Annotated in this window: 1 protein-coding gene; it reads left to right on the top strand. The window is 28.4% G+C overall.

Annotated elements, in window-relative coordinates; all coding sequences use genetic code 11:
• Positions 1 to 261 (top strand): hypothetical protein (locus HH682_RS15535; protein ID WP_214238374.1); only part of this gene is annotated, 261 nt, incomplete at both ends.

Below are 261 nucleotides of genomic sequence, written 5' to 3'. Positions count from 1 at the left end.
ATATATTAGAAGAACAAACGCAAAATAAGGTTGATATTTCAGAACAAAAAATAGAGGAAGATAGTGGTGAAGAATTAAATAAAAATAGCGAAGATTTAATGAATGTTAATGAGGAGCAATCATCGAATATATATGAAAATGATAATGAAGATGATGAGGTCAAAAAGATTGAAACATCAGATTACCAAAATGCAGTAAATGAAGATAATGATGTTGAATCCCAAGCATCGACTAATGATAATAATACAACGTCTATTAACC

The organism is Rosenbergiella gaditana (assembly GCF_018494065.1).
Classification (GTDB): Bacteria; Pseudomonadota; Gammaproteobacteria; order Enterobacterales; family Enterobacteriaceae; genus Rosenbergiella; species Rosenbergiella gaditana.
This window is presented reverse-complemented; position numbering and strand designations above follow the sequence as displayed.